Source organism: Micromonospora chokoriensis (genome assembly GCF_900091505.1).
GTDB classification, from domain to species: Bacteria; Actinomycetota; Actinomycetes; order Mycobacteriales; family Micromonosporaceae; genus Micromonospora; species Micromonospora chokoriensis.
The window spans coordinates 2,852,352-2,874,277 of record NZ_LT607409.1 but is presented as its reverse complement, the minus strand read 5'-3'; the positions used below and the strand labels follow the sequence as shown (position 1 = coordinate 2,874,277).

Here is a 21,926-nt window from a genome sequence, read left to right as displayed (position 1 = left end):
GCCGTGGCGGAATCCGGTCGACGGTCGCCGTAGGCTGGAGGCGTGACGGTACGTGTGCGCTTCGCCCCTTCCCCGACCGGTATGTTCCACGTCGGCGGCGCCCGCTCGGCGCTGCAGAACTGGATCTACGCCAAGCAGCAGGGCGGGGTGTTCGTGCTGCGCATCGAGGACACCGATGCGGCGCGCAACAAGCCCGAATGGACCGAGGGCATCCTCTCCGCGCTGGACTGGATCGGCATCTCCCGGGGCAGCTACGAAGGCCCGTACTTCCAGTCGGAGAACGCCGGCGAGCACCGGGCCGCCGCGGCCCGCCTCTACGAGTCGGGTCGCGCCTACTACTGCGACTGCACCCGTGAGGACGTGCAGGCGCGCACCGGCTCGCAGCACCAGGGCTACGACGGCTACCACCGCGACCGTGGCCTCGGCCCGGGCCCCGGGCACGCCCTGCGCTTCCGTACGCCCGACGAGGGTGCGACGGTGGTGGTCGACCTCATCCGCGGCGAGCCCACCTTCGAGAACAAGCTGATCGAGGACTTCGTGATCGCCCGGGGGGACGGGTCGCCGGTCTTCCTGCTCGCCAACGTCGTCGACGACATGACCATGGGGATCACCCACGTGATCCGGGCCGAGGAGCACCTGCCCAACACCCCCAAGCAGCAGCTGCTCTGGGACGCCCTCGGCGTCAAGCCGCCGGTCTGGGCGCACGTGCCGGTGGTCGTCAACGAGAAGCGGCAGAAGCTCTCCAAGCGGCGCGACAAGGTCGCCCTGGAGGCGTACCGCGAGGAGGGCTACCTCGCCGGTGCGATGCGCAACTACCTGATGCTGCTCGGCTGGGCCCCCTCCGGCGACCGGGAGATCGTCCCCTGGTCGGTCATCGAGGACGAGTTCCGGCTGGACGAGGTCAACCCCTCCCCCGCGTTCTTTGACGAGAAGAAGCTGCGCGCCTTCAACGGCGAGTACATCCGCGCCCTGCCGGTTGCCGAGTTCGTGGACGCCTGCCAGCCGTGGCTGACCGGCACCGGGACGATCGCGCCACCGCCGTGGCAGCCCGAGGAGTTCGACGCCGACGCGTTCGCGGCCGTCGCACCGCTGGCCCAGACGCGGATCGCGGTCCTCAGCGAGATCGTGCCGAACGTCGACTTCCTCTTCCTCGCCTCGCCGTTGATCGACGAGGCCGCGTGGACCAAGACGATGAAGGACGGCTCCGCCGAACTGCTGGACGACGCCGTCGCGGCCTTCGAAGCCCTGGAGTCCTGGGACGCCGAGTCGCTGAAGTCGACGCTGGAGGCCGTCGGGGCCGAGCGTGGCCTGAAGCTCGGCAAGACGCAGGCACCCGTACGGGTCGCGGTCACCGGCCGCACCGTGGGCCTGCCGCTGTTCGAGTCGCTGGAGGTGCTCGGCCGCGAGCGCACCCTGACCCGAATCCGCGCCGCCCGCCTACGCCTGACCTGACCCCACCCCCCAGCCCCAGCCCCCGCCGTCAGCCCCCGCCGTCAGCCCCCGCCGTCAGCCCCGTCGATCATGGAGTTGTGGTGCCCGGATAGACCCCCTTCCAGGAGGTTTGTCCACCACCACAACTCCATGATCGACGCCGGGCGGGGGGCTCGGGGCTCGGCGTCGGGCTAGGGGCTCGGCGTTGGCTAGGCGCTGCCTCGGCGGCGGCGGAAGACCAGGCCGGCGGCGAGCGCACCGATCAGCACCAGACCGCCGAGCGCCCAGAGCCACCAGCGGCCCCCGGAGTCGGACGTCTCCGACGCCGCCGGCACCGTGGACGCCGTCGGGCTGCCGGGTGTGGCCGACGCCGGCACGGCCGACGCTGAGGCCGTGGCGACAGCCGACGGGTCCGCCGAGGGCGCTCCGGCCGACGGCGACGCGGACGGGTTGGCGGCGGTGCCGGTGGTGAGGGTGAACCGCACCTCGCCCTTGACCGGGTGCCCGTCGGCGGACGCGAGCTGGTAGCCCACGATGTAGAGACCCGCCGCCGCCGGTTTGAACGGCACCCGCACCCGGCTGCCGTCGAAGACGGGTGGGCCGCCGGCGACCACATTGTCCGGCCCGGTTATTGTGATCTTCGTCGTTGCCGGTGCCGGCTTGGCGAGGAAGCGCAGCTCGATCCGGGCGGGCGCCGTCGCGACTCGGGCACCGTCACGTGGATCGCTGCCGGTCAACGAGTTGTGCGCGACCGCGGGCGTCGGTGGCGCCAAAAACGACACACCGAACGCCACGCCGAGCACCACTGGCACTACCCGCGCCGTACGTGTAACCCTGCCCCCCATGAACCCCTCCGTAAGGGTACGATCCGCCCGCTGATCAAACGGCTCCTCATTAGTCGAGCCGAGATCGCAAATAGTTCCAATTACTGTTCCACAAGCTGCAACTCATCGACGTTCCCTGGAGTCTGTAAGGATGACGCCGACCATCCGGTCGGTGTCGGCACCGGCAGACCGGTCCGGACGTCACAGCGATGCACTCCATCGAACGGGGCGAGGAGGCGGGATGGTCCGACAGATGAGGCGGTTGGCCGCCGTGCTGGCGGGCACGCTGGCGACGGCGCTGCTGTCACTCGGCACCACGGGCCCGGCCTCGGCCGCGCCGAAGCCCCCACCCCCCGGAGTGGACATCACCGGCGTGGGGCTGGCGGAGCCGCTGCGGTTGCGCGCGGAGACGCAGCCCGCCCACGTGGGGGCGGTCATCGACCAGGTCAACTTCCTCGGCCGCACCGGCATGGCCAGCGGTCCGAAGCCGGCCGACCTCGGTCCGAAGTACACGGTCGTGGTGCTCGCCGGGGACGCGCCGAAGCAGACGTACGACCTCTATCCGAAGGCGGTCGGTGGCCCTCGGGTCTTCCGACCGGCGAAGCAGCCGGACGGCCGCAAGACCAGCGCCGGCTGGTTCCTGGGTCGACTCAGCATGTCCGAGACCCTGCGCACCGCAGGCGTGCCGCTGGAGCGGCAGTTCGACACGGTCAGCGGCGGCGTCGGTGGCGGCGAGCGGGTGCTCCCGGAGGACACTCTCGACCCCGCCAAGGATCTCGACGAGGCGCTCGGCGACCTGCAACGGCTGCTGCTGCTCAATGTCGGCGTGATGCTCACCATCACCGTGGGCCTCGCCGGGATCGCCCTGCTGATCCGCCGTCGCACGCGCTGACCAACCACGCCAGCCGGCCCACCACGCACGCCGGCGCAAAAAACGTACGCCGGTCAACCGCGCACGCCGGCCAAAACGCACGCCGGCCGACCGCGCACGCCAGTCCGCCACGCACGCCGGCGAAAAACGCACTCCGGTCAGAAGCGCACGCGCTGGACAGCGACAGCCGCACCCGCCGGTCGGCGACCGGCGGTGATCAGGTCAGCACCAGCGGCGGGGTGGGCGTTCGCGGCGGGTGGCGCGCGGGCGCGGCCGGACCGGGCCGTGCCGATGCGCCCCGGCCCAGCCGGGAAGTTCACTGAGGCAACCAGCCGGGACGTCGACGTCGGACGCACCGAGGGTGCCGGGCTCGCTGGAGCGCTGACGCGGAAGAGCGGTCTCGTCGTCGGCCCGACCGGCGGGCGGCTCCCCCGGGTTCAGCCGTCGGTCCAGGGCGTCGACCTCACCACCGGCGAACAGCGCACCGCCGACCGACCGGCGGTGCTTGCCGGCTGGCTGGGGGTCGTGGTGCCCCGGCCGGCAGGGCTCGCCCTGGGCGCAGCCGTGCTCGGCCTCCCCGTGCGCCATCCCCGGTCTCCTCACGTTCGTCTCACCCCGGGTGCCCCCGATGTGCCCTGTCACCGTACTGGCCGGGCCCGACGGGTCGTGCACGGCGTACCCGGGCGTTGCCTGGGCAGGACGGTGCGCGCGGGGGCCGGTTGCCCAGTTCACAGCGTCTTCTCGCGCTGTTCACCCGGGCGTCGCGACCGGCCGGTTCGACGGTCAGCGGGTGCGGTGAGCCTCCAGGTCCGCCCGGGTGAAGAGCGCCCGCAGGGCCACCCCGTGATCGGCGAGCGTTTGCGCTCCGCCCTCGGCCCGGTCGATGACACAGAGGGCATGCTCCACCCGGGCACCCAGTTCGCGTAGCTGGCCCGTCGAGACGATCACCTGACCGCCGGAGGTGACCACGTCCTCGACCACGAGCACCCGCCGGCCGGCCACCTCGGTGTCCGTCGGAACGAGGGGTGTCAGCTGGGCGGCGACCCGGTCCAGCAGGCGAGGATCGGCCTCGAAGCGGTACTTGTCGAAGTACTCGTCGGCGGTCCGCCCGGAGCGGAGCACGAACGTTCCCGTCAGTCGGCAGGTGGCGTCGATCTCACGAGCGAGCGCGGCCCGCGCTTCCCCATCAGTCATGATGATCATTGTTCGCTCATCGGGGCGCTGTCCGCGTACCCCTTTCGGCGCATGCCGGGGGCGACGGCGTCCTCCCCCGGTCGGAGTCCGACCGGGTGCGTCTGTGGTGGGATCGGGGCATGCGTCTGCCTCCGTGGCTCGGCTCCGGCACCCGCGGCCGGGATCTGGCGCTGGCCGGCGTCTCGCTGGCCGGCGGCCTGGTGCTGTGGACCCTCGGTTGGCAACCGCAGATCCGTCCGCACCCGGACGTGCCCGCGGTCCTGTTCCTGCCGCCGCTGCTGGCGATGTGCGTCGCCGTGGGCCTGCGCCTCGTCGCCCCGCGCGCCAGCCTCGCCGTCGGCACCGCGGCGGTGGTGGTGGACATCTCCCTCGGTGGCTCACTGGGGGCGATCCTGATCTACACCCAGGTGCTCTACGACGCGTGCGTCTACGGCCCGCCCCGGCTGTGGCGGTGGTTGCTGCGGGCGACCATCGGGCTGAGCGTCGTCGGTGCGATCGTCGGCGTGATTCTCAGCGACCAGTGGAGTGGGGTGGCCATCGGCGTGCTGGTGGTGCTCGTCGGCCTGCTGCCGGTCCTGACCGGGATCAGCGTGCGGCAGTACCGCGACCAGGCTGCCGCCGAACGGGCCCGGGCCGAGCAGACCGCCCGTCTGGTCGAGTTGGATCGGCGGCAGGCGGTCAGCGCGGAGCGGGCCCGGATGGCCCGGGAACTGCACGACGTGGTCGCCAACCACCTCAGCGCGGTGGCCATCCACGCCACCGCCGTGCTGTCCGTGCCTGGGCTGGACCGCGGGCAGGTCGAGTCGGCGTTGCGGGTGATCCGGGAGAGCAGCGTGCAGGGTCTGTCGGAGATGCGTCAGTTGATCGAGGTGCTCCGCGAGCCGGGGGGCGACGGCACGGCGGCGCCGGAGTTGGTCAGCGCGCGGCTCGCCGGGACGGACGAGCTGGTCGAACGGGTCCGGGCCGCCGGCCTCGCGGTGCGGGTACGCACCGACGGTGCGCCGGGGCCGCTGCCGGTGGGGGTGGACCTCGCCGCGTACCGGATCGTGCAGGAGTCCCTGACCAACGCGCTCAAGCACGGCACCGGCGAGGCGGACCTGACGATCGTGTACCGACCGGCGGAGGTGGTGCTGACGGTGGAGAACCCGGTGCGCCGGGGCGGGGCCGGGCTCGCCGGCGCCGGCGCCGGGCTGATCGGGATGCGGGAGCGCGCCACCCTGCTGGCCGGCCGGTTCAGCGCCGGACCGCACGACGGTCGCTGGCAGGTCCGAGCCGCGCTGCCCATCGGGGAGGGCCGGTGAGCAGCGCGGCGGGGGCGACGACGGTGCGGGTGGTGCTCGCGGACGACCAGCCGGCGGTACGGGCCGGTCTGGTCCTGATCCTGGGCGGTTCCCCGGGCGTGAAGGTGGTCGGCGAGGCGGCCGACGGTGCGGAAGCGGTGCGGTTGTGTCGGGAGCTGCGCCCGGACGTGGCGGTGCTGGACGTCCGCATGCCGCGCCGGGACGGGATCTCCGCGACCCGGGAGATCGTCACCGACGCGCTCGCCGACGTGCTGGTGCTCACCACCTTCGACCTCGACGAGTACGTCTTCGGCGCGTTGCGGGCCGGCGCGGCCGGGTTCCTGCTGAAGGACACCGACGCCGACGGTCTGGTGGACGCGGTGCGGACGGTGGCGCGTGGTGACGGGTTCATCGCACCCGCCGTGACCCGCCGGTTGATCACCGCTTTCGCGGCCACCGCGCCGACCGCGTCGGCCGCCACCCGGGCCGCGCTGGCCACCCTCACCCCCCGTGAGCGCGACGTGCTGGCCTGCCTCGGCCTGGGCCTGTCCAACCAGCAGATCGCCGAACGGCTGGTGCTGGCGGAGAGCACCACCAAGACGCACGTGAGCCGGATCCTGGCGAAGCTGGACCTGCGCAGCCGGGTGCAGGCCGCGATCCTGGCCCAGGAGCTGGGCCTGCCCCCTCCCCCGCACCCGTGAGTGTGGGAGTCCACCCTGGACGATGACGGTCATCGACCCGTCGTACGCTGTCCGGCATTCACGCCGATGCGGCCGCTCAGGATGGGGACGACGTGCGACGTTCGTGGGGCTCGGCAATCCTGGTGGCGTTGACCCTCGGGGCAGGCGGTTGTGACGGCGGCCCCTCCGCGAAGGCGACCTCGACCTTCGTCCCCTCGGCGGGGGTGTGCCACGCCACCGCCGCCGACGAACGCAGCCCTGAGGCGTACCTCCCGATTCCCTGCTCCTCGAAACACGAGGTGGAGACGTTCCTGGTCGGCCGGATCACCGGCGCGGAGGGCGCCGCGTCGGCGCCGCCGGCCCCCGGCACCGAGGCGATCTCCCGACTGTACGAGGCCTGCGACGCCGATGCCGCCGTCTTCCTGGGCGGCGAGTGGCGCGAGTCACGGCTGGCGATGCGGACGCTGGTCCCGTCGGCTGCGCGCTGGGAGGCGGGTGAGCGGTGGTACCGCTGCGACCTGCTGGAGATGCACGCGGTGGACCGGTGGTTCCCCAACCCCAGGGCGAACAGCCTGCGCGGTGCCCTGGCCGGTGACTCGCCGTTCCGGTACACGTGCTTCAACGATCCGACCGAGTCGGGCGACCTGCCGCCCGCCTCCTGCACGGGGCCGCACGACACCGAGTTCGCGGGCATCTGGCGGGCCGGGCCGGAGGTCGAGACGTTGACCGACGACATCAGGCACGCGGGGTGCCGGGCCGTCGTCTCCCGGTACGTCGGGGTGTCGGAGACCGACGTGGAGGGCCGGTTCCAGTTGTTCTGGTTCACGCCGGAGGGCGAGCCCGAGTGGCAGGCGGGCGCGCTCAGCGTGGGGTGTCTGCTGCACAGCCCCGAAGGGGCGCTGACGGCGTCGGTCAAGGGCGCCGGCCGGAAAGCCCTCGCCGCTACCGCCTAACCGGTGCCGACGTGGATGGCCTGCTCAGGACGTGTCAGGCTAGTGCGGTGAGCACGCCGGGCGGTGGAGAGCTGTCGGCCACGCTGCGCCGGATCGAACGTTCGGCGGGGGCGCTGGCCACCTCCAGCGTGGCCCGGATGGACGAGACCCTGCCCTGGTTCCGGGCGCTGCCGGCCGACCAGCGCTCCTGGGTGATGCTGGTGGCCCAGGCCGGCGCGCGCTCCCTGGTGCAGTGGTTGCAGGACGGCGGCGGCACGGCGGACAGCACCCAGGAGGTCTCGGACGAGGTCTTCGCCGCCGCCCCGCAGGCGCTGGCCCGGTCGATCACCCTCCAGCAGACCGTGGCGTTGATCAAGGTGACCATCGACGTGGTCGAGGAGCAGGTGTCGCACCTGGCCGCCGAGGGCGAGGAGCAGCAGCTGCGCGAGGCGGTGCTGCGCTTCTCGCGGGAGATCGCGTTCGCCGCCGCCCGGGTGTACGCGCGGGCCGCCGAGTCCCGTGGCGCCTGGGACGCCCGGTTGCAGGCCCTGCTGGTCGACGCGCTGCTGCGCGGTGACTCGCCGGACGTGCTGGCCAGTCGGGCCGCCGCGCTCGGCTGGGCGGACGCGCCGCCGGTGGCGGTCGCTGTCGGCCGGTCGCCCGGCGGGGAGGTCTCCGCGGTGCTGCACGTGGTCTATCGGCAGGCCCGCCGGATCGGCGTGGAGGTGATCGGCGGTGTCCACGGCGACCGACTGGTGATCGTGCTGGGTGGCGCGGCCGATCCGATGGCCGCCACGGCCAAGTTGCTGAGCGCGTTCGGGGACGGCCCGGTGGTGGTCGGGCCGGCGGTGCCGAGCCTGGACGAGGCGACCGAGTCGGCTCGGGCGGCGTTGTCCGGTTTCCGGGCGGCGCCGGCGTGGCCGAGCGCCCCCCGGCCGGTGCCGGCCGCCGACCTGTTGCCGGAGCGGGCTCTCGCGGGCGACGCCGAGGCCCGCCGGCGGTTGCGGCACGACGTGTACGCGACGCTGGTGCGCGCCGGCGGCGAACTGTTGGCGACCCTGGACGCGTTCCTGGCCGCCGGCGGCACGCTGGAGAGCGCGGCACGGGCGTTGTTCGTCCACCCGAACACGGTGCGGTACCGGTTGCGGCGGATCGCCGAGGTGACCGGCTTCTCGCCGTTGTCTCCCCGGGACGCGTTCGCTCTCCAGGTCGCGCTGACCGTGGGCCGGTTGGATCCGGTTGCCCCGATCACCTCATCCGTCCCGACTCAGACAATGACCCCGGCCACCCGGAAAACCGCCCAAAACGAGGATGATCCCCGCCGATCTCTGTAGGAAACCTCCAAAGGTCCTAGTGCGGTTTGGTCGAAGGCGGCACAGCGTTACCCGCGCGTATCCGGGAGAGTCATAGGCGTGCTCGCCGTACTTAGTCCCGGCCAGGGTTCTCAGAAACCCGGCTTCCTGACCCCCTGGCTCGACCTGACCGGCACGGAGGCGCGTCTGCGCGAGTGGTCGGCGCTCGCCGGGGTCGACCTGCTGCATCTGGGCACCGACGCCGACGCCGACGAGATCAAGGACACCGCCCGCACCCAGCCGCTGCTGGTCGCCGCGGCGCTGCTCGCCGGCGAACACCTGCCGATGGACGACGTCGCGCTCACCGCCGGTCACAGCGTCGGCGAGCTGGGTGCCGCCGTCCTCGCCGGCGTGCTGTCGGCCGAGGCCGCGATCAGCCTCGCCGGGGTCCGTGGCCGGGAGATGGCGGCCGCGTGCGCGCTGGAGCCGACCGGCATGGCCGCGGTGCTCGGCGGTGACCCCGACGAGGTGCTCGCCGCGATCGAGACCAACGGGTTGTACCCGGGCAACCGCAACGGCGCCGGGCAGATCGTCGCCGCCGGTTCGCTGGACGGGCTCGACAAGCTCGCCGCCGAGCCGCCCGCGCGGGCGCGGATCATCCGGCTCAAGGTGGCCGGCGCGTTCCACACCCCGTACATGGCCCCGGCCGAGACCGCGCTCGCCGCGGTCGCCGCCGAGATCACCCCCGCCGACCCGGTCCGCCTCCTGCTGTCGAACCTCGACGGCACGGCGGTCGACAACGGCGCCGAGATGGTGCGGCGCCTCGTGCGTCAGGTCACCGCGCCGGTGCGGTGGGATCTGTGCATGCGTACGCTGGCCGACCTCGGGGTCACCGGCGTGATCGAGTTGCCACCGGCCGGCACTCTCGCCGGGTTGGTGAAGCGGGACCTCAAGGGCGACGGCGCCCCGGAGATCGTCACCCTGAACACCCCGGACGACCTGCCGGCCGCACGGGACCTGATCGCCCGCATCGGAGGTCGCTCATGACTGGCAGTCGCATCGTCTCGATGGGGCACTACCAACCCTCCCGGGTGGTGACCAACGACGACATCGCGCAGCTCGTCGACACCAACGACGAGTGGATCCGGGACCGGGTCGGCATCGTCAGCCGGCGGATCGCCGACAGTGAGACGGTGGCCGACATGGCCGCCGCCGCCGCCGGTAAGGCGCTGGCCAACTCGGGCCTGACCGCCGCCGACATCGACCTGGTCGTGGTGGCCACCTGCACCTCCATCGACCGCAGCCCCAACGTGGCCTGCCGGGTCGCCGCCAAGCTGGGCATCACCGCCCCGGGCGCGTTCGACGTCAACACCGCCTGCTCCGGCTTCGCGTACGCGCTGGGCACCGTCGACCACGCCATCCGGGCCGGCGCGTCCCGCAACGCGCTCGTCATCGGCGCGGAGAAGTTGTCCGACTTCACCGACTGGACCGACCGCTCCACCTGCATCATCTTCGCCGACGGCGCCGGCGCCGCGGTGGTCTCCGCCACCGCCGACGACGAGCCGGCCGGGATCGGGCCGGTGGTCTGGGGTTCGGTGCCGGAGAAGAGCGACGCGGTACGCATCGAGGGCTGGCGCCCGTACGTCCAGCAGGAGGGGCAGGCGGTGTTCCGCTGGGCCACCACCGCGATCGCGCCACTCGCCCTGCAGGCCTGCGAGCGGGCCGGGGTCGACCCGTCGGAGCTGGCCGCGTTCGTGCCGCACCAGGCCAACGCCCGGATCATCGACGGCATCGCCAAGCGACTCAACATCCCCAACGCGATCATCGCGAAGGACATCGTCGAGTCCGGCAACACCTCCGCGGCGAGCGTGCCGCTGGCCCTGTCCAAGCTGGTCGAGCGCCGCGAGGTGCCCTCGGGCGCGCCGGTGCTGCTGTTCGGTTTCGGCGGTGGCCTGACCTACGCCGGTCAGGTCGTCCGCTGCCCCTGATACCCCCTCGGGCGCGTACGCGTCCAGGAGTGGCGGTCGGCGACGCCGTCCGCCGGAAACCCCGATGAAAGGAACCAACAGCAATGACCCGTGACGAGATCACCACCGGCCTCGCCGAGATCCTCGAAGAGGTTGCCGGGGTGAACCCGGACGACGTGGCCGAGGGGAAGTCCTTCACCGACGACCTCGACGTCGACTCGCTCTCCATGGTGGAGGTCGTGGTCGCCGCCGAGGAGAAGTTCGGCGTCAAGATCCCGGACAACGAGGTGCAGAACCTCAAGACCGTCGGTGACGCCGTCAGCTACATCGCGGCGCAGTCCTGATCATGAGTCGTCCTGACGTCGTCGTCACCGGGCTCGGCGCGACGACCCCGCTTGGCGGGGACGTCGCGTCGACCTGGGACGCCATGCTCGCCGGCCGCTCCGGGGTGAGTGCCCTCACCCAGGAGTGGGCCGCGCAACTGCCGGTCCGGATCGCCGCCCAGCTGGCCGTGGAGCCGTCCGAGGTGCTGGACCGGGTCCGACTGCGCCGACTGGACCGCTCCGAGGCGATCGCGATCATCGCGGCGCAGCAGGCCTGGGCGGACGCCGGCCTCGCCGGCTCCGACCTCGACGGGGAACGGTTGGCCGTCAGCGTCGGCTCCGGTATCGGTGGCGCCACCACCCTGCTCGCCCAGGACGACATCCTGGAGGCTTCCGGGCCACGGCGGGTCTCCCCGCACACGATCCCGATGCTGATGCCGAACGGTCCGGCCGCCTGGGTCGGTCTGGAGCTGGGCGCGAAGGCCGGCGTGCACTCGGTGGCCAGCGCCTGCGCCACCGGCGCCGAGGCGATCGCCCTCGGCCTGGACATCATCCGCTCCGGCCGGGCCGACGTGGTGGTGGCCGGTGGCACCGAGGCGGTCATCCACCCGCTGCCGATCGCCGGCTTCAGCTCGATGCGGGCCATGTCGACCCGCAACGACGAGCCGGAGCGCGCCTCCCGCCCGTGGGACCGGGGCCGCGACGGCTTCGTCCTCGGCGAGGGCGCCGGCATCGTGGTGTTGGAGCGGGCCGAGCACGCGGCCGCCCGGGGCGCCCGGGTGTACGCGCGCCTCGCCGGCGCCGGGATCACCTCCGACGCGTACGACATCGTGCAGCCGCACGCCGAGGGCGAGGGCGCCATCCGGGCCATCGCCAAGGCGATCGCGGACGCGGACGTGGCGAAGCAGGACATCGTGCACGTCAACGCGCACGCCACCTCGACCCCGGTCGGGGACATGCTGGAGATCAGCGGGCTGCACAAGGCGCTCGGTGACCACCCGGTGCTGTCCGCGACGAAGTCGATGACCGGTCACCTGCTCGGTGCGGCCGGGGCGCTGGAGTCGATCGCCACCATCCTGGCCATCCGCGACGGTGTCGTCCCTCCGACGATCAACCTCGACGACCCGGAGCCCGGCCTCACCCTGGACGTCGCCGCGCACAAGGCCCGCCACATGGAGATTCCGGCCGCGCTGAACAACGCGTTCGGTTTCGGCGGTCACAACGTGGCGTTGGTCTTCGCCCGGCCCTGAGCCTGCCGTGGAACGGGCCACCTCCGGTCGGAGGTGGCCCGTTCTGCTCGTTCAACCCCGGTTGCGGGGGTGCTGCTTCGCGGTGCGCTCGTTGCCGCGGCGGTAGTTGCCGGTCCAGCGGGCCATCACCACCTGCGGGTCGTCGTCGACCTCGGCGAGGAACTCCGCCGCCCGGGCACCGCGCAGCGTGCCGGCCACCTGCCCGTGGTGGGTGATCACCACGGTGCCGTCGGCCCGTTGCACGTGCCGGAATCCCGCTGCCACTCCCATGCCTGCGAGCCTGTCAGGCCCTCCGGGCCTCGGGCGACCCGTTTTCGCCGCCGAGCTGTCCGCGCCGGTTCAGGTGCCGCAGGTGGTGGCGGGTAGGCCCGGCACGGCCACCGGGGACCGGCCGCTCGGCTTGGCCTTGCCGGTCAGCACGGCGGCCAACCCGGTCATCGAGGCCCGGCTGGACGAGTAGGTGGCCAGCAGGGTCGGCGACTTCGCGTCGGCCAGCACGTACGGGGTGTCCATGGCGACGGTGATCGCCGCGTCGGGCCGCAGGTCCTTGGCGCCGTCGCCGTAGCCGACCAGGTGCACGATCGTCCCGCCGCTGGGCTTCACCTGCGCTCCGGCGGCCGTCAGCGCGGCGGTGAGCGCGGCCCGGGTGCCGTCCCGACCGCCGGAGGAGGTGACGGTGATCGGCCCGGTCACCGCCTTGCCGCAGGTGCCCCGCAGCACGGTGACGGCGGCGGCGGCCAGCGCGTCGGCCGCCGCGCGGTGCTCCGGGGAGTTGAGCGTGGACATCTGCGCGGCCGGGGTCTCCGCGAGACGGAACTTCATGGTCAGCACACGGGTGACCGCCTCGACCAGTCGGGTCCGGGGCAGTGCGCCGCCGCGCAGCGCGGCGAGCAGCCCGTCGTACGCCTGACCCACGTTCGGGGTCATCAGGATGAGGTCGTTACCGGCGTTCAACGCGCGGACCGCCGCCTCGCCGGGCGCCCAGCGCTTCGCGGGTGGCATGTTCATGCCGTCGGTGATCACCACGCCCTGGAAACCGAGCTGGCCGCGCAGGACGTCGGTGAGCAGCTTGTGCGAGAACGTCGCCGGGGTCCCCGGGTCGATCGCCTGCGCGTCCAGGTGACCGGACATCACCGCCATCGCCCCGGCGTCCATGCCCGCGCTGAACGGCGGCCAGGCGCCGTTCCGCAACGCCTCGGCGGACTGGGTGAGCACCGGCAGGTCCTGGTGCGAATCGTCGGCGCTGTGGCCGTGCCCGGGAAAGTGCTTCAGGGTGGCCGCCACCCCGACCGCCTGCAGGCCACGGACGGCACCGCCCACCTGCGCTGCGGCCTGCTGGGGGTCGGAGCCGTACGACCGGGATCCGATCACGGTGCTGCGGGTGGCCAGCACGTCGGCCACCGGGGCGAAGTCGACGTTGATTCCCATCGCCGCCAACTCGGCACCGGCGGCCCGCCAGGCGGCCTCGGTCAGCTTCGGGTCGCCGGCCGCGCCCGCCGCCAGCGCGCTGGGCAGCAGTGTGACCCCGTCGGTCACGCGGGTGACCACGCCGTACTCCTGGTCGGTGCCGATCAGCAGGGGCGCGGGGCCGGCGGCGAGCCGACCGGCGGCGGCGCGCAGGCCGGTGGTGAGGTCGTGCACCTGCTTCGGGTTGTCGACGTTCGTCGTCTCCTGGTTGCCCTTGGTCGGGTCGTCGGCGCTGAAGCCGACCAGGATCAGGCCACCCAGCCGGTACTTGCTGATCATGTCGGCCGGGGTGTCGACTCCGGCGAGGGCCTGGTTGCCGGCGGCCGAGCCGGCCGAGACCTTCGTCGCCGAGTCGCCGTAGGCGTACGGCATCAGCACCTGGCCGACCAGGTCCTCGTCGGACAGCGTCGCGACCAGCGCGGCGGCGCGGGCGGCGGGGTCGCCGGCCGGCGGCGCGGCGGAGCTGCTCGGCGCCGCGGCGGAGCCGGCGGGGCTGGGCGTCGGGGACGGGCGTTCGGCGGCACCCGAGCAGCCGGAGACGAGCAGGGCGGTCAGGGCGGTGGCTGCGACGGCGGCGCGCCACGGGCGATTCGACACGCGGCCTATCCCATCAGTTCCCCCTTATCGGGGCAACTTGACCTTTCCGCCCGCCCGCAGGGCTCACCGACGACGTGCGTGCAGGTTGCCCGGCCCGCACACGGGCGAGTCAGCCGACCCGGGTGAGCAAGGTCACCGGCGCGCCGTCTCCGGCGTAACGGTAGGGCTCCAGGTCGGCGTCCCACGCGGTGCCCAGCGCCTTGTCCAGCGCGTGCGCCAGCGCCTCCGGAGCCCGGGATGCGGCCATCAGCGTCCGGAGCCGGTCCTCGCCGAGCTGGATGTCACCGGCCACGCCGACGGTGGCTCGGAACAGACCACGGGCCGGCACGTACATGAAGCGTTCACCGTCGGCGCCGGGACTCGGCTCCTCGGTGACCTCGAAACGGATCATGGGCCACTGCCGTAGGGCAGCAGCCAGCTCGGCGCCCGTCCCCGGACGACCGGTCCACCCGCACTCTGCCCGGCGTGCGCCGGGGTCGACGGGCTGAGCCGTCCACTGCAGGTTGACCGGCGCGGCAAGGACGCGCGCGATCGCCCACTCGACGTGCGAGCACACGGCGAGCGGGGTCGAGTGGACGTATACGACGCCACGCGTTGGCACGGTGACCTCCCGGAGAGCGAGGTGCGTCTTCCCCTACGACCTCGACCACCCAGGTGGCTCGTGCAACACATGATGACTCCTGTGACGCGTGGTGCGCCAGGGAATCGGAAAAAACGCCGGGTGGAATAGCCGGACGGGTGGCTGCCGTTGCCTCTCAGGACACCGCGACGACCAGCATGATGTCGTGGTCGTGTACAGTTCCACCGGCGGCTTATGCCGCGTTACACCTACGCGAGCCGGACACGATCGGCCCGCACACAGCCCCCGGACGTTCAGTCCTCCCGTACGTCTTGCAAGGAGTACCTCCGTGGCGAGCAACACCTCTAAGACCGCGCGCGCGTCAGTCCGGGCCGGCCAGGCTGGCCAGGGTGGCGCCCTCAGCGTGCTGGGCGAGTTCAAGTACCTCATCCCGCTCAACGGCGGCAAGCACGCCTACGTGCGGAACCTGACCAACGGCAAGACCGCGCACCTGCGCACCGACTCGGACGCCTTCGTCGAGGAGATCCGGGTCCTGGCCGCCGCCGGCCACGCCGCCAAGATCCGGGCGGAGATCAACAACCTGGCCGCCGCCCACCCGGGTGACGGCTGGGAGGCCACCGAGAAGCGCCTCGTCGCGGCCGGTGTCTTCGAGGGCTGAGCCCCTCCCCCACCGCATCATCTGAAAACCGCCCGTCGGGAGTTCCCGGCGGGCGGTTTCGCGTGCGCGAGGATCGGCTTCGTCGATCATGGAGTTGTGGTGCCCGGCTTGGAGTCATCCACGCCGTTTTGTCACCCACCACAACTCCATGATCGACGGGGGAGGCGGGGGCGGGGCGGGGCGGGGCGGGGCGGCGGGGCGGGGCGGGGGAGGCGGGGCGGGGCGGGGGAGGCGGCGGGGCGGGGCGGGGGGGCGGTTAGCCGGGGTCGAGCAGGGCTACCTCGCCGGTGGCCAGGTCGTAGAGGCCGCCGGTGATCGCCACCCGTCCGGCGGCCACCGGCCCGGCCAGCAGGTCGTCGTCGCGCAGCGTGCGCACCGTCCGCCGGACGTGCCGGCGAATCGCCAGCGGGTGCACCGCCGGGTCGTCGAACCCGATCTCGGTCACCGCCGGGGCGATCTCGTCCACCAGGTACGCCAGCGACCCCCCGGGACGCTCCCCGGTGCGCAGCGCGTCCACCGCGGCACCCACCGCGCCGCACCGCTCGTGGCCGAGAACCATCACCAGCGGTACGCCGAGCCGGCCCACCACGTACTCGATGGAGCCGCACACCGCCCGGTCGAGCACGTGCCCGCCGGTACGGATCACACAGATCGCCCCGAACGTCTGGTCGAAGATCGCCTCCAGCGGCACCCGTGAGTCGATGCAGCCGAGCACCACCGCGTACGGCTGCTGGTCGCCGGAGGCGGCGGCTGCGGCGGCCGTGACGTCGTGCCCGTGGATCGGCTGACCGCTGACGAACCGCCGGTTCCCGGCGAGCAGGTCGGCGAGCGCGGCGCGGGGCGTACCGCCGGGCTGCCGTTCCCGCCCCGGCATCCCGCCCATGGGCACTCCCGACGACCCCATGCCGTTCAGCTTGGTCTCCCGCCGACGACCCCGGGCGAGGTCGGGAATGTTCGCCCCGGCGCGATTGACGTGGTCTGATGGCGGGTAGCCGGTGTTACCGCCGGGTATCCCGGTGCTGGTGGTGCTGGGCGGCCCTGGGGAGGTGGCGATGCCGGAGCGGTTCGAGGTGGGCATGCCGGACGGCGTACGGCTCAACGTCGAGGTGACCGGGCCGGCGGACGCCCCGGTGACAGCCATCCTGCTGCACGGCTGGACGCTGGATGGGCGCGCCTGGCACCGGCAGGTGGACGCGCTCGGCACGACGCCGGTCGGCGGGGCGGTGCGGGTCGTCACCTACGACGCGCGGGGGCACGGCCACTCCAGCTGCATGGCGCTGCCCACCGCCACCCTGGCCCAGCTCGGCGACGACCTGGCCACGGTGATCGACTCGGTGGCGCCGACCGGGCCCGTCGTCCTGGTCGGGCACTCGATGGGCGGCATGACGATCATGGAGTACGCCCACCGCCACCCCGCGCACTTCGCCGCCCGTACCTCCGGGCTGGTCTTCGTCTCGACCACCGCCGAGGGGCACACGCACACCGTCTACGGCCTCTCACCGCGGATCGCCCGCCTGATCCGGCTGGCCGAGACGACCGGCGCCGGGGTGTTGGCCCGATGCGGTTCGTGGCGTGCGCCCCGGGCTCTGCTGAACGCGCTGCGACCGAGCATCCGCTGGATGCTCTTCGGCGACCGCTGCGACCCGTCCGACCTGCGCCTGGTGACCTCGGCGGTGGCTCGTGCCTCGCTGCGTTCGATTGGCGGGTTCCGCGCCTCCATCGGTGCCCAGCACCGCCTGGACACCCTCGCCGCGCTGGCCCACCTGCCGGCCGCCGCTCTGGTCGGCGACCGGGACCGGTTGACCCCACCGCCGTGCGCCGAGTCGATCGCGGCGGCCCTGCCGGCCACCGAGCTGACCATCTGCCCTGGTGCCGGGCACATGCTGATGATGGAACGGCCGGACGAGGTCACCGCCGCGCTCACCGGAGTCCTGCGTCGGGTGCTCGCCGAACCGCCGCCCCGCAGCCTCGACGCGACCCCCGCCGGGACCGGCGTCTGACCACGTTCCCGCACCTCGGGCGCGGCGGGCCGGGCGCGGGGCCGTACCCTTCTGCGGTTGGCCTGCGCGGTTCCCGCCGCCTGCCGGCGACAGTCGAAGGAGCGTGCGTTGACCGACCAGACCGGCCTGGAGCAGGAGATCGCCGTCGAGCAACGCCACCTCGACCGGGTGTACGCCCGGTTGGCCGAACTGCGGCAGTCGGCGGTCCGCGCCGAGCGCGACGGCTACCGGATGGCTCGGGTGGGCACGTTCGGTGCGCTGGTGGAGCGCGACGCGATGGTCTTCCACGCGGCGCAGCGGCGGCACACGCTGGACGCCGAGCACGAGGGGCTGGTCTTCGGCCGGCTGGACCTGCGCGACCGTCAGGTGCTGCACGTCGGACGGCTCGGCATCCGGGACGAGGACGCCACCACGCTGGTCGTGGACTGGCGGGCCCCGGCGGCCGCCGCCTTCTACCAGGCCACCCCGGCGCAGCCGCTGAACGTGGTGCGTCGCCGCACGATCCAGTCCCGGGCCGAACGGGTCACCCGAATTGAGGACGACCTGCTGGACCCGACCGCCGCGCCGGAGGGGATGACGGTCGTCGGCGACGGCGCGCTGCTGGCCACCCTGTCCAAGGCCACCGGCCGGGGCATGCGGGACATCGTGGCGACCATCCAGCGCGAGCAGGACGAGGCGATCCGTTCGCCCGGTTCCGGGGTGACGATCGTCGCCGGTGGCCCCGGCACCGGCAAGACCGCCGTCGCCCTGCACCGGGCCGCGTTCCTGCTCTACTCCGACCGCAGCCGGTACGCGGGCGGCGGCATCCTGGTGGTGGGCCCGTCGTCGGTGTTCGTGGAGTACATCGGCTCGGTGCTGCCGTCGCTCGGTGAGGACACCGCCACCCTGCACTCGTTGGGCACCCTCTTCCCGGGGATGAGCGCCACCCGCACCGACCCACCCCGGGTGGCGGCGGTGAAGGGTTCGCTGCGGATGCGTCGGGTGCTGGAGCGGGCGGCCCGCGACGCGGTGCCGGGCGGCCCGGGTGAGCTGCGGCTGCTGTACCGGGGCACGCTGCTGCGGCTGGACCGGACGACGCTGGACCGGATCCGGGACCGCGCGCTGCACCGGGGCGCCCGCCGCAACGAGGTGCGCCGGGCCGGCTTCGACGGGGTGTTCGCCGCGCTCTGGGCGCAGGCGCGGGAGGTGGGTGTCACCCGACTGCCGGAACAGCGGGCCTTCGAGGCGGAGATCGCCGAGCGGGCGGAGTTCCGGGAGTTCCTCAAGGCGTGGTGGCCCCGTCTGCACCCTCGGCACGTGCTCGGCTGGCTGACCCAGCCGGACCGGCTGCGCCGGTACGCTGGGGGGATCCTCTCCAACGCGGAGACCCGGCTGCTCACCACCGCGTACCGGGATCTGGACTCGACCGGGCTGACCATCGCCGACATCGCGCTGCTGGACGAGTTGGACGCGCTGCTCGGCAAGCCGGTGCAGCCGGCCCGGGCCCGTCGCGACCCGTTCCAGCTGGCGGGCGGCGTACGCGAGCTGAGCACCGCCGCCGACCGGCAGCGGGCCGCTCGCGCGGCGGCCCGGGAGCGCCCGGAGGACTACCGGGACTACGCGCACGTGGTGGTCGACGAGGCGCAGGACGTCTCGCCGATGCAGTGGCGGATGATCGGCCGTCGTGGCCGGCTGGCCTCCTGGACCGTGGTGGGTGACCCGGCGCAGACCGCATGGACCGGCGACCCCGACGAGTTGGACCGGGCCCGGGACCAGGCGTTGGGCCGGCGCAAGCGGCACGACTTCACGCTCACCACCAACTACCGCAACTCGTCGGAGATCTTCGCGGTGGCGGCGGCGGAGATCCGCCGGCTCTACCCGGACCTGCCGCTGCCGACCGCCGTCCGCTCCACCGGCGTCGATCCGGTCGAGCTGGTGGTGCCCGCGGCGGGGTTGGAGATCGCGACCGTGAAGGCCGCCGCCGACCTGCTGGCCGAGGTGGAGGGCACGGTCGGCGTGATCACGCCGGTGCCGCGTCGCGACGAGGTCGCCGGCTGGCTCGACGCGCTGGACGCGCCGAGGTTGCAGGTGGTCACCAGCCTGGAGGCCAAGGGCATGGAGTACGACGGAGTCGTGCTGGTCGCCCCGAGCGAGATCCGGGCGGATCCGGGTGCCGGGGTACGCACCCTGTACGTGGCGCTGTCCCGGGCCACCCAGCGACTCACCACCATCGACCCCACCGACTGACCTGCGCGAGCGCCGGCCGGCGGGAGGTGCGACCCGTACACTTGCACACATTGCGATGTGAACATACATTGGACCGGACCTCGGACGGCGGCGGAAGGTAGTTCACGTGGGAGCAGGTCATGACCACCACCACGGATCCGTCGCCAATGCCGCGCACCAGCACCGGGGTCGACTCTGGGCGGCCTTCGGGCTGCTCGCCACCCTGATGGTGGTCGAGGCGGTCACCGCCCTGCACACCGGCTCGCTCGCCCTGCTCTCCGACGCCGGGCACATGTTCACCGACGTGCTCGGCATCGGCATGGCGCTCGCCGCGATCACCGCGACCCGGCGGGCCACCGGCGACCCGCAACGCACCTTCGGGCTCTACCGACTCGAGGTGCTCGCCGCACTGGCCAACGCCGTCCTGCTCTCCGGCGTCGCGGTCTACGTGGTCATCGAGGCGATCCGCCGCTTCGGCGACCCGCACGAGGTCATCACCGGTCCGATGCTCGTGGTGGCCGTCCTCGGCCTGCTCGCCAACATCGTCGCCTTCGGCCTCCTCCGCGCCGGTGCGCGGGAGAGCATCAACATCCAGGGCGCCTACCTGGAGGTCCTCGGCGACCTGCTCGGCTCGGTCGGCGTGATCGGCGCGGCGCTGCTCATCACCGTCACCGACTGGTGGTGGGCCGACCCGCTGGTCGCCGTCGCCATCGGCGTGTTCATCCTGCCGCGCACCTGGCGGCTGGCCCGGGCGGCCATCCGCATCCTGGTGCAGGCCGCACCGGAACACCTCCAGGTGACCGCCGTGCACGACCGGCTGGCGGCGGTCCCCGGTGTGGTCGAGGTGCACGACCTGCACGTCTGGACGCTCACCTCGGGCATGGACGTCGCCTCCGCACACCTCACCATGGAGCCCGGCGCAGAGGTCGGCGCGGTGCTCACCGCCGCGCGTACGGCCCTGCACGACGACTTCCGGATCGAACACGCGACGCTGCAGATCGAGCCGGGCGCCAACTCCGGGGCCTGTGGCTCGATCGAGTGGTGACGGTGAGTTCCCCGTACTGACGCACTCACCGTCCGTCACATTCGCTGCAGCCGCCCCACGAGTACCGGTAGGCTCTGTCCCGGCCGCCACCAGGCGGCGCCTCCCGGCGCCGGTGGTGGTCGTCGCCTAATCGCCCACACGGGCGAACCGGGGAACCACGTTCCTGGGGTGCATCCGCGTCAGCGGTAGGGATCTTCCGTCCCGAACCCGTCAGCTAACCCGGTCGGCGGCTGACGGAAGGACTGACAGTGGCACCAGCACGACATCCCGCCGCCCGACTGGCGGCCCTGATCGTCGCGATGCTCGCTCTCGGCGTCGCACTCCCGGCCGGCACCGCCTCGGCCGCTCCCCCGACCGGCCAGCGGGCCGCCGCACCCGACTCCGACGAAGAGGGCGGCACCCCGGCGCTCCGCGCCCAACTGGAAGCCGCCAGCAAGGGCTACCTGGACGCGAAACGCGCCCTGGACACCTCCGTGCAGCGGCAGCAGCAGCTCACCACCCAACTGAAGACCATCGAGGTCGAGCTCGACCAGCGCAACGGCAAGGTCGGCGAGATCGCCGGCGTCGCGTACCGCACCGGCCGACTCAGCACCATATCGGCGCTGCTCAACAGCAACACCCCGGAAGGCTTCATGGACCGGGCCGCCTCCCTGGACGCGGTGGCCGCCAACGAGGACCGGGTGCTGCGCGACCTCCTCACCACCAAGGACCAGGCCAACCGGACCCGCGCCGCCCTGGACGGTGAGATCAACGAGCAACGCAAGCAGGTCGCGGTGATGGCCAAGCGCAAGGAGCAGGCCGAGCGAGCCCTGACCGTCGCCACCACCCCGAAGCCACGGACCACCGCCGACACCGACTCCAACCGGGGCACCTCCACCAGCAACGCCAAGGCCGCGCCGCGCAACTCCGACGGCTCCTGGCCGAAGGAGTCGTGCAGCGTCGACGACCCCACCCCGGCCAGCGGCTGCATCACCCCGCGCACCCTGCATGCCCTCAACCAGGCCAAGGCCGCAGGCTTCACCCGGTACGTCTCCTGCCACCGCAACGGAGGCTCGGGCGAACACCCGAAGGGCCGAGCCTGCGACTTCGCCGCGCAGAAGGGCGGCTTCGGCGGGGACGCCACCGGCGGTGACAAGACGTACGGCAACAACCTGGCGGCGTACTTCATCCGCAACGCCGACCGGCTCGCCGTGCTGTACGTGATCTGGTACCGGCAGATCTGGCTGCCCAGCAGCGGGTGGAAGGCGTACAGCGGGGCGGGCGGCGACCCGTCCAGCGACCACACCAACCACGTACACCTGTCGGTCTACTGACCACTCGTGGCCGGTGC

General features: G+C 72.8%; 21 protein-coding genes, 1 pseudogene and 1 riboswitch. Of the genes and pseudogenes, 15 read left to right on the top strand and 7 right to left on the bottom strand.

Features of this window, described 5'->3' with window-relative positions; all coding sequences use genetic code 11:
- The first annotated feature begins 81 nt into the window (after positions 1–81).
- Positions 82–1,452, top strand: coding sequence for a glutamate--tRNA ligase (gene gltX / locus GA0070612_RS13640; protein WP_231924628.1), 1,371 nt, complete (start codon positions 82–84; stop codon positions 1,450–1,452).
- Positions 1,453–1,640: 188 nt separating this feature from the next.
- Here gltX and GA0070612_RS13635 read toward each other — a convergent pair whose 3' ends face one another.
- A complete protein-coding gene (locus tag GA0070612_RS13635; protein WP_231924554.1) occupies positions 1,641–2,225 on the bottom strand; it encodes a copper resistance CopC family protein in 585 nt (194 codons plus the stop codon).
- A 271-nt stretch (positions 2,226–2,496) separates the two neighbouring features.
- On the opposite strand from GA0070612_RS13635, the gene GA0070612_RS13630 reads away from it, so the two are divergent.
- On the top strand, positions 2,497–3,147 hold the full coding sequence (locus GA0070612_RS13630; protein WP_088988227.1) for a hypothetical protein: 651 nt from the start codon (positions 2,497–2,499) through the stop codon (positions 3,145–3,147).
- Between the two features lie 201 nt (positions 3,148–3,348).
- Here GA0070612_RS13630 and GA0070612_RS13625 read toward each other — a convergent pair whose 3' ends face one another.
- On the bottom strand, positions 3,349–3,714 hold the full coding sequence (locus GA0070612_RS13625; RefSeq protein WP_088988226.1) for a hypothetical protein: 366 nt from the start codon (positions 3,712–3,714) through the stop codon (positions 3,349–3,351).
- Positions 3,715–3,909: 195 nt separating this feature from the next.
- Entirely contained in the window at positions 3,910–4,320 is a 411-nt protein-coding gene (locus GA0070612_RS13620) for an orotate phosphoribosyltransferase (protein ID WP_088991484.1), read from the bottom strand.
- 119 nt (positions 4,321–4,439) lie between these two features.
- Here GA0070612_RS13620 and GA0070612_RS13615 point away from each other — a divergent pair, with 119 nt between their 5' ends.
- The 8 genes and pseudogenes from GA0070612_RS13615 to fabF all read left to right on the top strand — a co-directional run bounded on the left by GA0070612_RS13615 (position 4,440) and on the right by fabF (position 12,044).
- The gene (locus tag GA0070612_RS13615; protein WP_088988225.1) at positions 4,440–5,621 is read left to right on the top strand and encodes a sensor histidine kinase; all 1,182 of its coding nucleotides are present in this window, start codon (positions 4,440–4,442) and stop codon (positions 5,619–5,621) included.
- Complete coding sequence (locus tag GA0070612_RS13610) at positions 5,618–6,301, top strand: response regulator transcription factor (RefSeq protein WP_088988224.1); 684 nt, start codon at positions 5,618–5,620, stop codon at positions 6,299–6,301. The genes GA0070612_RS13615 and GA0070612_RS13610 overlap by 4 nt, the downstream gene beginning before the upstream one ends.
- Positions 6,302–6,393: 92 nt before the next feature.
- Complete coding sequence (locus GA0070612_RS13605; RefSeq protein ID WP_157742474.1) at positions 6,394–7,233, top strand: septum formation family protein; 840 nt, start codon at positions 6,394–6,396, stop codon at positions 7,231–7,233.
- A gap of 11 nt (positions 7,234–7,244) precedes the next feature.
- The gene (locus tag GA0070612_RS13600; RefSeq protein WP_269458285.1) at positions 7,245–8,546 is read left to right on the top strand and encodes a PucR family transcriptional regulator; all 1,302 of its coding nucleotides are present in this window, start codon (positions 7,245–7,247) and stop codon (positions 8,544–8,546) included.
- A 78-nt stretch (positions 8,547–8,624) separates the two neighbouring features.
- Positions 8,625–9,542 (top strand): annotated as a pseudogene (locus tag GA0070612_RS13595) (ACP S-malonyltransferase); the annotation flags it as partial.
- Positions 9,543–9,547: 5 nt separating this feature from the next.
- Positions 9,548–10,492 carry a beta-ketoacyl-ACP synthase III gene (locus GA0070612_RS13590; protein WP_088988220.1) on the top strand — a complete coding sequence of 315 codons (945 nt, stop codon included), beginning with the start codon at positions 9,548–9,550 and terminating at the stop codon, positions 10,490–10,492.
- An 83-nt stretch (positions 10,493–10,575) separates the two neighbouring features.
- Positions 10,576–10,815 (top strand): acyl carrier protein, encoded by a 240-nt coding sequence (locus tag GA0070612_RS13585; RefSeq protein WP_030330276.1) that lies wholly within the window; start codon positions 10,576–10,578, stop codon positions 10,813–10,815.
- A 2-nt stretch (positions 10,816–10,817) separates the two neighbouring features.
- Positions 10,818–12,044, top strand: coding sequence for a beta-ketoacyl-ACP synthase II (gene fabF, locus GA0070612_RS13580; RefSeq protein WP_088988219.1), 1,227 nt, complete (start codon positions 10,818–10,820; stop codon positions 12,042–12,044).
- A gap of 51 nt (positions 12,045–12,095) precedes the next feature.
- Here the strand turns inward: fabF and GA0070612_RS13575 are convergent, their stop codons facing one another.
- The 3 genes from GA0070612_RS13575 to GA0070612_RS13565 all read right to left on the bottom strand — a co-directional run bounded on the left by GA0070612_RS13575 (position 12,096) and on the right by GA0070612_RS13565 (position 14,709).
- A complete protein-coding gene (locus tag GA0070612_RS13575; protein ID WP_088988218.1) occupies positions 12,096–12,314 on the bottom strand; it encodes a hypothetical protein in 219 nt (72 codons plus the stop codon).
- A 69-nt stretch (positions 12,315–12,383) separates the two neighbouring features.
- Positions 12,384–14,117, bottom strand: a complete 1,734-nt coding sequence (locus GA0070612_RS13570) for a glycoside hydrolase family 3 protein (protein ID WP_088988217.1) — start codon at positions 14,115–14,117, stop codon at positions 12,384–12,386.
- Between the two features lie 100 nt (positions 14,118–14,217).
- On the bottom strand, positions 14,218–14,709 hold the full coding sequence (locus GA0070612_RS13565) for a DUF3145 domain-containing protein (protein WP_030330284.1): 492 nt from the start codon (positions 14,707–14,709) through the stop codon (positions 14,218–14,220).
- Positions 14,710–15,016: 307 nt separating this feature from the next.
- Here GA0070612_RS13565 and GA0070612_RS13560 point away from each other — a divergent pair, with 307 nt between their 5' ends.
- Positions 15,017–15,346, top strand: coding sequence for a hypothetical protein (locus GA0070612_RS13560; protein WP_088988216.1), 330 nt, complete (start codon positions 15,017–15,019; stop codon positions 15,344–15,346).
- Between the two features lie 256 nt (positions 15,347–15,602).
- Here GA0070612_RS13560 and GA0070612_RS13550 read toward each other — a convergent pair whose 3' ends face one another.
- Positions 15,603–16,220 (bottom strand): carbonic anhydrase, encoded by a 618-nt coding sequence (locus GA0070612_RS13550; RefSeq protein ID WP_088991483.1) that lies wholly within the window; start codon positions 16,218–16,220, stop codon positions 15,603–15,605.
- Between the two features lie 178 nt (positions 16,221–16,398).
- Between GA0070612_RS13550 and GA0070612_RS13545 the strand changes: the two genes are divergently transcribed.
- The 4 genes from GA0070612_RS13545 (at position 16,399) to GA0070612_RS13530 (ending at position 21,909) form a co-directional block, all read left to right on the top strand.
- Complete coding sequence (locus tag GA0070612_RS13545) at positions 16,399–17,346, top strand: alpha/beta fold hydrolase (protein ID WP_088991482.1); 948 nt, start codon at positions 16,399–16,401, stop codon at positions 17,344–17,346.
- Positions 17,347–17,454: 108 nt separating this feature from the next.
- Positions 17,455–19,572, top strand: a complete 2,118-nt coding sequence (locus GA0070612_RS13540) for a HelD family protein (protein ID WP_088988215.1) — start codon at positions 17,455–17,457, stop codon at positions 19,570–19,572.
- 106 nt (positions 19,573–19,678) lie between these two features.
- On the top strand, positions 19,679–20,596 hold the full coding sequence (locus GA0070612_RS13535) for a cation diffusion facilitator family transporter (RefSeq protein ID WP_088988214.1): 918 nt from the start codon (positions 19,679–19,681) through the stop codon (positions 20,594–20,596).
- Between the two features lie 113 nt (positions 20,597–20,709).
- Positions 20,710–20,841, top strand: a riboswitch (cyclic di-AMP (ydaO/yuaA leader).
- Between the two features lie 3 nt (positions 20,842–20,844).
- Positions 20,845–21,909, top strand: coding sequence for a coiled-coil domain-containing protein (locus GA0070612_RS13530; RefSeq protein WP_408630545.1), 1,065 nt, complete (start codon positions 20,845–20,847; stop codon positions 21,907–21,909).
- Positions 21,910–21,926 lie beyond the last annotated feature (17 nt).

Coding starts and splice junctions, on each gene's coding strand:
- gltX (WP_231924628.1), top strand. CDS start 82: ATGTTCCACGTCGGCGGCGCCCGCTCGGCGCTGCAGAACTGGATCTAC.
- GA0070612_RS13630 (WP_088988227.1), top strand. CDS start 2,497: ATGGTCCGACAGATGAGGCGGTTGGCCGCCGTGCTGGCGGGCACGCTG.
- GA0070612_RS13625 (WP_088988226.1), bottom strand. CDS start 3,714: ATGGCGCACGGGGAGGCCGAGCACGGCTGCGCCCAGGGCGAGCCCTGC.
- GA0070612_RS13620 (WP_088991484.1), bottom strand. CDS start 4,320: ATGACTGATGGGGAAGCGCGGGCCGCGCTCGCTCGTGAGATCGACGCC.
- GA0070612_RS13615 (WP_088988225.1), top strand. CDS start 4,440: ATGCGTCTGCCTCCGTGGCTCGGCTCCGGCACCCGCGGCCGGGATCTG.
- GA0070612_RS13590 (WP_088988220.1), top strand. CDS start 9,548: ATGACTGGCAGTCGCATCGTCTCGATGGGGCACTACCAACCCTCCCGG.
- GA0070612_RS13585 (WP_030330276.1), top strand. CDS start 10,576: ATGACCCGTGACGAGATCACCACCGGCCTCGCCGAGATCCTCGAAGAG.
- fabF (WP_088988219.1), top strand. CDS start 10,818: ATGAGTCGTCCTGACGTCGTCGTCACCGGGCTCGGCGCGACGACCCCG.
- GA0070612_RS13575 (WP_088988218.1), bottom strand. CDS start 12,314: ATGGGAGTGGCAGCGGGATTCCGGCACGTGCAACGGGCCGACGGCACC.
- GA0070612_RS13550 (WP_088991483.1), bottom strand. CDS start 16,220: ATGCCGGGGCGGGAACGGCAGCCCGGCGGTACGCCCCGCGCCGCGCTC.
- GA0070612_RS13545 (WP_088991482.1), top strand. CDS start 16,399: ATGCCGGAGCGGTTCGAGGTGGGCATGCCGGACGGCGTACGGCTCAAC.